Raw genomic sequence first — 7,311 nt, forward strand, 5'->3', positions numbered from 1 at the left:
ATCTCTGTTGAATTTTGTACATCTAGTATAGACATGATGTCTAATTTTTTCATGCCAACGATGAAGATTACTTTTTTGGATATTTATTTATTAAAAAACTATGTTGTATAACTACAGCATGGCAACAGCAAAAAAGATCAGCACACTCAAACCTCATACGGTCTCGACCAAGAGTGGTTCGCACCCAACGCGTGACAAGCTTTTGGCGGCCACAGTGCAACTGCTGGCCACAAATTTGCCTCAGAACATCACGGCGCAGATGGTGCTAGAGCTCAGCGGCATTTCGCGTGGTTCGCTTTATTACCACTTTGACGACGTCTCTGAATTGCTAGAGGTGGCACTGGTGCAGTCATTTGCGGCCTTGGTCGACAAAAGCTTGGTGAAGTTTGCGCAAATCCTCGAAAACGCCCGCAACCGTGAAGACATGCTCAGCGAGTTGACCAAGGTCACAGATGCAACCCAGAAAAAATCATTACGGGCTATCCGTTTCCAGCGTGCAAGGCTCATTGTCTTTGGCGAGGACAACCCTAGGTTGGCCGCAGCGCTAGCTTGCGAGCAGCAAAGATTGACCGACGCAATCACAGACCTTATTCGTGAAGCGCAGAACCGTGGCTGGATGTTCAAGGGGGTCGACTCTCGCAGTGCAGCAGTACTGATTCAAGCCTATACCTTGGGCATGATTGTTGATGACATCGTTAATGAACAGATGAACCAAGAGGACTGGACCGCGCTCATCCACCGTTTGATACAGCAAGTTTTTTAAAGCACTTGAGATGATGCATGGCAGATATGAAGAGTAGCAGGCGGGCTCTCGATGAAATCCACAATGCCAATTGCATTGATTTCGCTGATGGCAAATTCAAGGGCTTTCTGATCGCTTTCAAATTCAGATGGTCAGGCCATGATCGCGTCGCAGCTGCACGTTGTATTACTTTGCCGTTGAACTTGTATGTGACGTTGTAGCCCGTCACCCAGTTTTCAATGATGTTCTGAGTCGTGCAGTTTTGGACGGTCTGCGTTTGTGCGGGTGGTGCACCCTCAATGTTGTTGCCCAAAATCGCGCCACCGAAGATGCCCAGTGCTGTTGCTGTCGCTGTCGCCTCGCCACTTCCTCCGCCAATTTGATTGCCCAACACGCCGTCAGCGCCGTTCTTGTTTTGTCGGACGGCCACTTGCTCTTGTGAGAAAACTTGGCGTGGCACTGATACTTGCTAAATGACTTGTGCTGAGGAAATCACTTTGTCAACTTCTTGTGCCGAGGCCAGTGTGCTGATGCTCAGGAGTGCTAAACCGGCGATATATTTTTGATTTGCAAATTGGAATAGATGAATGCTGCCTCTGACTTGTCAAATGAAACTTTGGGCCAAGTGAAAAATGAGTAAGTTAAGCTGAATTTTGACTCGTCAAGGCGTGTTCTTGAATTCCCGCGCCACAGCTTCTGCCAATTCAATCACCGCCATGGCGTAGTAGCTGCTCCAGTTTTAAGCGTATCAAAGTATTAAAAAAACTGTGCTTCTAACATTCCGCAGCGTGCCAGTCACCGTCCGTAGTAGCTTCATTCTGGGTAGTTTATGCCTGTTGAAGCTTGGCCATTGTGTAGTGCAGGGCGTTCCAGTGTTCGCAGTTCAGGTGTTCCAGTCCCTGTGCCATTCACCAGCCATTGTTTTTTCGCATTTGTAGCTAACCTTTCGGTGTGCTACTTTTTATGGGTGGTGAATGGCTTGGGCAATGGCACAAGCGTAAAGACTTTTGACGCTGGGCAGTGGCTGGTTGACGGCAGTGTGTTGGACCGTTTTAGAGCCTGATTGGCAGCGTGCCCCACGCTACACCGCCAGGTTAGCTACAAATTTCAAATTCAGGTTGCCCTGACCGCGTGGCCGAAACTACGCTTGTGGCTATGCAGGAATTGGAAAAACAGCAGGCAGCAAACGACACCCAGTATCTCCCGCCACGACATCGCACACTGCCCATCTTGGCGTCCATCACGCCCATTGCCAACTACCCCTCAAAGTTGCGCATTTTCAAGACCATGGCCAGCAGGTATTGGCAAGTGCGTTGTTTTCTAAAAGGCAGGACCTACACACAAAGCCTCAAGACAACAAACAAGCAAGCGGCCATCAGTCAGGCCAAGCAGTTCTTCCACATCAAGACTGCTGAGCTGTATGCCGACAGGATTCAGGCACGCAGCGATCGGAGCCCCAAGTTTGCCGACCTCCTGCCAGCCGTTGTCCAAGGCTTGCAAGGCAGGGTCAAGCGAGGCGAGTTCGCTGCAGCCAACATCCCCATCTTTTTGCAACGCATGCACAACAGCATCCTGCCTTACTTTGGCGATATGAGCATGGACCAAATTGGCTACAAAGAGTTGTCGGCTTTTATGGAGATGATGAGCAACAGGGATTTGACTGCCACAACAGTGCATCAGCACATGGTGGCCATACGCAAGGTGTTTGCGCACGCACACGGCAATAACATCATCCAGAATCTTCCCAAGTTCCCGGTCATCAAAGTCGCCGACAAGCCTCGTGGCAGTTTTACAGTTGCCGAATACAGAGACCTTGTGCGTTTGGCTCGGCAGCGCATCGGCCAACCCGTGCCCCAAGCGTTTTCCAAAAAATACCGCAGCAGCAGTGAGATTCTTGAACGGCACGGCGTGATCAATGCGGATTTACATTGGCTCATCCGTTTCATGGTCAATGGCTTCATGAGACCCGGTGACATCAAGTTCCTCAAACACAAGCACGTGACCATCGTTCGGGGCCGACACATCTACTTGAGACTGAACCTGCCCGAAACCAAGAAGCACGACAAACCCATCGTGACGCTGCAGCCCGCAGTGTTCGTTTATGAACGGCTGCTGGCCAAGCAAAAGGCAGAGGGCTATGGAATGCCAGATGACTACGTGTTCTTGCCCGACTTGCAGGACCGGAAATGGCTGTTGGTGGCTTACGGCTGGCAGTTCATGTATCTGCAAAGTCTGGCGGGCATCGAGGCCAATGCGGCCAACGGCCAAACACGAACCATCTACAGCCTGCGGCACACAGCCATGACATTCAGGCTGTTGTATGGGGGGAAGATTGATCTGCTGACACTGGCACGTAATGCACGCACTTCGGTGGAGATGATTGAGCGGTTCTATGCCAGCAACTTGACCGCCGAGATGAACATCGACTTGCTGCAGGGAAAGCGCACTTGAGGGATTGGGCAATGGGTGTCGTTTAAAACGTCAAGTCATGTGTCGATTGCCTTGACGCTTGTTTCTATCAAGTTGCTAGGTAATGTTCGTTATCGAACTCTCAAAATGAGACTTTGCAGCAAGCCCTACAAGCTGCGATCAGGCCAACCAGCACCCAGAACCAGCGAGGTGCTGCGATCTCGCGCTGTAGGGTTGATTTGAGCGCCGCACACCAAGTGTCGTTTTAAACGTCAACACAAGCGTCAATCAAATCGACGCTCAGCGCAGCTGATCCTTTCTTTAGGAAAGCAAGGCCTACAAGCAGTGACTACTTGGCGCGGATAGCCTCAAGCCCGGAAAACTTGTCAGAGGGGTTGCAGGGCTGATTTGAAGCGTGGGCGATGGCCGGATTTGGGGGCACTGTGTATGCATTACGCAACACAATAAAGGTGCAGTCGCTATGACTGCTCGATCAGTGCCGCGCTGTATTTGGTCAAGACAACTTGCTCGTACTCACGAAGCTTGTCGATGAGCCTTTGTGTGGCAACTATGAGCCGAAATCGGCGGTCCTCCGTCTGACCAACAACCTCACACCAGCCCCCGTCAATGAACTGTTCGAGCACATAGCGAATGCCGCGTTCACTGTATTTGAGTGAGTTGAACAGTTGTTTGAGGGTCAAAGGCTGGTCATCGTGGGCACTGTGGCCAATCAGCATAAAGAGGTCAAAAGCAATGCGGCTTTGACTGAGCGGCAAATGTGCATCCTCCCAATTGCGAATGCTGATGACGCAATGTGGGAAGTGGAATGCATTGATTAAATCTGTGCTGCTGCTCATCTGCTACTACTGGATAGCAGCAGCTTATTTTCAGAGCACGAAAATTCCTACCAATATTGCCTGCAATCTTTGCAGTTAATTTCGATAGACTTATGGATTTCATACCAATTATGCTGTTCATATCATTAATTGAATTGAGTTGATATGAACTTCAAAAGTCTAATAGTAATTTCGATTTTGGCATTGGCGGGCTGTGGAGGGGGCGGAAGCACTAATGGGGCCACCAATGGCTCCAGTGCGGTATTTGCCACAAATGCAGGAAGTGCTGCAATTGGTGCTGCGATGGCAAACGCATCGATTAGCATCCAGCCATTACCATCAGGTAGCAATGCAGAAGTCATTATTACTGCAGATACAGATGGAAAATTTACGATTCCTTCTGGAACAAAGCTGCCAGCTGTTGTTAAAGCTACATCTGCGAATAAACAGTGGACTTATTATGGATATATAAAGTCTGTGGATCAAGTCGGTATTCCTGTTAATCCCATAACTACCACGCTACTAACATTGGCAGCAGGTGGCCATCCCTCCACGATCACAACTCCAATTAGTGATGCTGCGTTGAGCACTGCTAGGACTCAGACTGCAACACTGTTTAGCGCCTTGCTAGCGGCGACAAGTCAAAGCAATGCAACTGATTTCTTATCTAAGACATTTTCAACAGACCATACCGGATTAGATTTGGTATTGGATTCGATTGGAATTCAGCTTTCAAGCACTGGAACAATCAGTATTATTAACAAAATGACAGGAGTCATTACACAGGTAGATCCGTTGTCCATTTTAGCTATTCCCTTTGACTCGAATGCTATTGCACAGATGAATACCCTGCCTATTGCTATGTGCTCTAATTTCTTAAACGGATTAACAAGCCAGCAACTCACAACAAATTCATCTCTATATGACGCTCAGTTTTTGGAGTCAGGCAGGAATAAGGATCTATTCATGAATGAATTTCTTCAGATTTCTGTAAGTGGATTTAGTGTGTCGATGCCAATATTTGCAGGTCTGGATAGTAATGGAAATTTGCAATTTAGCATACAGTTGGGCAATGCTAATTCTAATGAATATATAACTGACTATGCTTTGACGGTGAAGAAGGATAATTTTTTTGATAAATGTGTATTGGTAGGAAATCAGCATCCATTTGAAATAGTTATTCAACCAGCTATTAAAACAACAATTAGGGTTGATTCTTTATTGCAAAACGCGGTGACAAAATTTGCTGGATTGGAGATATATGTAGGGGCACATGACGATTGGAATTTTGCCAATAATGATATAGGACAAGTTAGAATTAAATCGGCTCGTTTAGATGTATGTAACTTGGCGGATGTTTGTGAAAACCTTGCTACTTTAACGAATATTGGTGGTGCTGCTAAAGGTATATTCAATATTGATGGGGTTTCTGCAAATAACTACTTAAAGATGATTCCAAATCCAAATGTAAATTTGTTTGCAGATAACTCTAATCCGATAAAAATCACATTTTTCTCTAGTGATGTTGCACCATTGTCAGGTAATGTCAATTCAATTGGAGTAATTTATACTAGATCAACGGCGCCTGCATACACTGAATTGGAGGTTTCTCAAGCAGTATTGCCATCTGTCGTTAATTACTCAATTTTATCTGGTGCAATTTCTTACCCAAGTCTTGAATGGGTAGCTGGAAGCGGTGTAGTTTCTGAGTTGGGTATTCACTCGACAAGCTTGACGACTTTAAGTGATGAATGGAAATTGATTCTTAAGAGTGGAACCGGGATAACAAATTTCTCTGTAGTCGACCCAGTTGATCCATATTACAAAAGCATTCATCTGTCGGGGCATATGCCTAATCGTCCAGGGATGTTAGAGACGAAATATATTTGGGCACCTACTTGCCCTAGTTGCTACTAAGCCTCAATACTCCCCAGTCAGCATCAGCACCCAATGCTGACCATCCCAGCAGGCATACAAGACCTGTTGGGGTGCAGGGAAGTCGGTGTAAGGGATGGCCTGCTTGCGGTGCACTCGGCCATTCCCATCCTCAAGTGTCAGCACCGCAGCACCATCCTGCACCTCAAGCCTGACCAGCACAAACCAATCTGCAGTGCCCAGCTGTGCAAGGTGACTCACAGCAGCATCCAACAGCCAGTAGCAGCCCGCATTTTCAGCCAAGTATTTCACGCCGTCCGTTATCAGGAACTTGGGCGCAATGCGGTAGTAGCGCTCAGTGCCCGTAAATTGGGACAGTGCTGCAGGGTCAAAATCCTTCATTCCGCTGCTCCCTGTACAGCCAGAACTGCCAGCTCGGCTTGACTGTTGGCCAGCAGGTCAATGCGCAGATTGGGCTGGATGTTGCAGACCAAGTGATTGATCGCAGCGTTCATATGCCGCGCACGCTTGGAGTCATCTTGTGCTTCATCCAGTTTTTCCAAAATGCACTCCAAGTCATACATCGAACGCTGAAGCGTGTTAATAGCTGATTGCAGGCGTTTGCGTGCTTTGTCTCGTACCGACTTTGCTTCAAGTGCCATCAGTTCGGCCTGTGTGTTCGTGTCCATTGCGGTGTCCTTGTTTGGTTGCTATGGACACAGTGTGTTTTCAGAGTGGCGTTATGGACAACCGATAGCCCGGCACTCTGGCGGGATACCGAAAACAAGCCCTACAGCCGGTGGTGAACTGGCACGAATAGCCTCAAGCCCGGATGGATCATTGGCTTGGCTGTAGGGCTGGGTTGATGTACGCTGCTTAAGATTTTTGGCTGTTATAAAAAAGTGCTCATGGGAAATCCTTGTGTATATCGAGACTTACAGATCATGGCGAGTGAGTTCACCGGCATTAGTAAGAGCCTTCGTCATCCGTTTGAGTACATTTGGAACTTCAAAGTAAATTTTTTCAAAGCGAGAGAAAGAAAGCACATCTAAAAAATCATCTTGAAAATCAGCTGAAATACTCATTAACACATCATCTTCGTAACTCATATCTGAAATAATGCTGTTAACACCTGAAAATTCATCGAAGGCTTCTTGGTAAAGCTCCTTGAAGGTTTCATACTTATAAAATGCGCTATTAACTTGAGAAATTTTGGCAAAGCATTCTTCATTATTAATCCAATAAATTCCTAAAACATTATCTCCAAGTCCAAGAAGGAGAAATTTTGGAATTTGATTGCACATCAAAATGATGCATTGGTCAGGCGGATTCAAGTACGAGGTGCAACACGGTTTAACGAGGCGTGAAACACCTCGTGGGGCGTCTTGAATCCGAGCCGCTTTCTGGGTCGGTGATTCAATCTGTTTTCGATCATAGTCAACTCCTCAT

At 47.2% G+C, this 7,311-nt stretch carries 8 protein-coding genes; 3 read left to right on the plus strand and 5 right to left on the minus strand.

The window, feature by feature from the left end:
- Nucleotides 1–118 precede the first annotated feature (118 nt).
- Complete coding sequence (locus tag B9Z52_RS10730; protein WP_158270541.1) at nt 119–763, plus strand: TetR/AcrR family transcriptional regulator; 645 nt, start codon at nt 119–121, stop codon at nt 761–763.
- Here the strand turns inward: B9Z52_RS10730 and B9Z52_RS17625 are convergent.
- A complete protein-coding gene (locus B9Z52_RS17625) occupies nt 732–1,172 on the minus strand; it encodes a glycine zipper 2TM domain-containing protein (protein WP_146182829.1) in 441 nt (146 codons plus the stop codon). The genes B9Z52_RS10730 and B9Z52_RS17625 overlap by 32 nt on opposite strands.
- An 800-nt stretch (nt 1,173–1,972) precedes the next feature.
- Between B9Z52_RS17625 and B9Z52_RS10740 the strand changes: the two genes are divergently transcribed.
- Nucleotides 1,973–3,193: a hypothetical protein gene (locus B9Z52_RS10740; RefSeq protein ID WP_146182830.1), complete on the plus strand. Its 1,221-nt coding sequence runs from the start codon at nt 1,973–1,975 to the stop codon at nt 3,191–3,193.
- Nucleotides 3,194–3,630: 437 nt separating this feature from the next.
- On the opposite strand, the gene B9Z52_RS10745 is transcribed toward B9Z52_RS10740, so the two are convergent.
- Nucleotides 3,631–4,008 (minus strand): hypothetical protein, encoded by a 378-nt coding sequence (locus B9Z52_RS10745; protein WP_146182831.1) that lies wholly within the window; start codon nt 4,006–4,008, stop codon nt 3,631–3,633.
- A 144-nt stretch (nt 4,009–4,152) separates the two neighbouring features.
- On the opposite strand from B9Z52_RS10745, the gene B9Z52_RS17630 reads away from it, so the two are divergent.
- Nucleotides 4,153–5,904, plus strand: a complete 1,752-nt coding sequence (locus B9Z52_RS17630; RefSeq protein WP_146182832.1) for a hypothetical protein — start codon at nt 4,153–4,155, stop codon at nt 5,902–5,904.
- 3 nt (nt 5,905–5,907) lie between these two features.
- Here the strand turns inward: B9Z52_RS17630 and B9Z52_RS10760 are convergent, their stop codons facing one another.
- The 3 genes from B9Z52_RS10760 to B9Z52_RS10770 form a co-directional block, all read right to left on the minus strand.
- On the minus strand, nt 5,908–6,264 hold the full coding sequence (locus B9Z52_RS10760) for a DUF6876 family protein (protein ID WP_108413829.1): 357 nt from the start codon (nt 6,262–6,264) through the stop codon (nt 5,908–5,910).
- Entirely contained in the window at nt 6,261–6,551 is a 291-nt protein-coding gene (locus tag B9Z52_RS17635; RefSeq protein WP_146182833.1) for a hypothetical protein, read from the minus strand. Before B9Z52_RS17635 ends, B9Z52_RS10760 begins: the two co-directional genes overlap by 4 nt.
- A gap of 246 nt (nt 6,552–6,797) precedes the next feature.
- Nucleotides 6,798–7,196 (minus strand): hypothetical protein, encoded by a 399-nt coding sequence (locus tag B9Z52_RS10770; protein ID WP_146182834.1) that lies wholly within the window; start codon nt 7,194–7,196, stop codon nt 6,798–6,800.
- Nucleotides 7,197–7,311: the final 115 nt, after the last annotated feature.

Origin of the sequence: Limnohabitans sp. Jir72, assembly GCF_003063575.1 — a bacterium.
Lineage (GTDB): Bacteria > Pseudomonadota > Gammaproteobacteria > Burkholderiales > Burkholderiaceae_C > Limnohabitans_A.